At 64.5% G+C, this 916-nt stretch carries 1 protein-coding gene; it reads right to left on the bottom strand.

Annotation, left to right across the window (positions count from 1 at the left end; all coding sequences use genetic code 11):
• A partial coding sequence (locus G3I56_RS42600) for a cbb3-type cytochrome c oxidase subunit I (protein WP_203691968.1) occupies positions 1-916 on the bottom strand: 916 nt, incomplete at both ends.

Genomic DNA, 916 nt, shown 5'->3' with positions numbered 1-916 from the left:
GCGATGAGGAACGTCATGAAGGAGAAGAACGGCAGGAGGACTCCGCCGGTGACGTACATGTGGTGGGCCCACACGGTCACGGACAGGCCGGCGATGGCGATGGTCGCGCCGATCAGGCCCATGTAGCCGAACATCGGCTTGCGGGAGAAGACCGGGATGACCTCGCTGATGATGCCGAAGAACGGCAGCGCGATGATGTACACCTCCGGATGCCCGAAGAACCAGAACAGGTGCTGCCACAGCAGGGCACCACCGTTGGCGGCATCGAAGATGTGTGCGCCGAATTTCCGATCCGCCTCCAGCGCGAAGAGCGCGGCGGCGAGGACGGGGAAGGCCAGCAGGACCAGGACCGCGGTCAGCAGCACGTTCCACACGAAGATCGGCATGCGGAACATGGTCATGCCCGGCGCGCGCATGCAGATGATGGTGGTGATGAAGTTGACCGCGCCGAGGATGGTGCCGAAGCCGGAGAACGCCAGGCCCATGATCCACAGGTCGGCGCCGATGCCCGGCGAGCGGACCGCGTCCGACAGCGGGGAGTAGGCGAACCAGCCGAAGTCGGCAGCACCCGAGGGGGTGAGGAAGCCGCCGACCGCGATCGTCGAGCCGAACAGGTACAGCCAGTAGGCGAACATGTTCAGCCGCGGGAACGCGACGTCGGGAGCGCCGATCTGCAGCGGCATGATCCAGTTGGTGAAACCGGCGAACAGCGGCGTCGCGAACATCAGCAGCATGATCGTGCCGTGCATCGTGAACGCCTGGTTGAACTGCTCGTTCGACATGATCTGCAGACCCGGCCGGGCCAGCTCGGCGCGCATGAACAGCGCCATCACGCCACCGATGCAGAAGAACGCGAACGACGTCACCAGATACAGCGTGCCGATCGTCTTGTGGTCCGTGGTCGTCAGCCACTTGA

The organism is Streptomyces sp. SID12488 (assembly GCF_010548275.1).
GTDB lineage: Bacteria > Actinomycetota > Actinomycetes > Streptomycetales > Streptomycetaceae > Streptomyces.
Note: the sequence above shows the minus strand (reverse complement) of the source record. Positions and strands in the feature narration are given on the sequence as shown.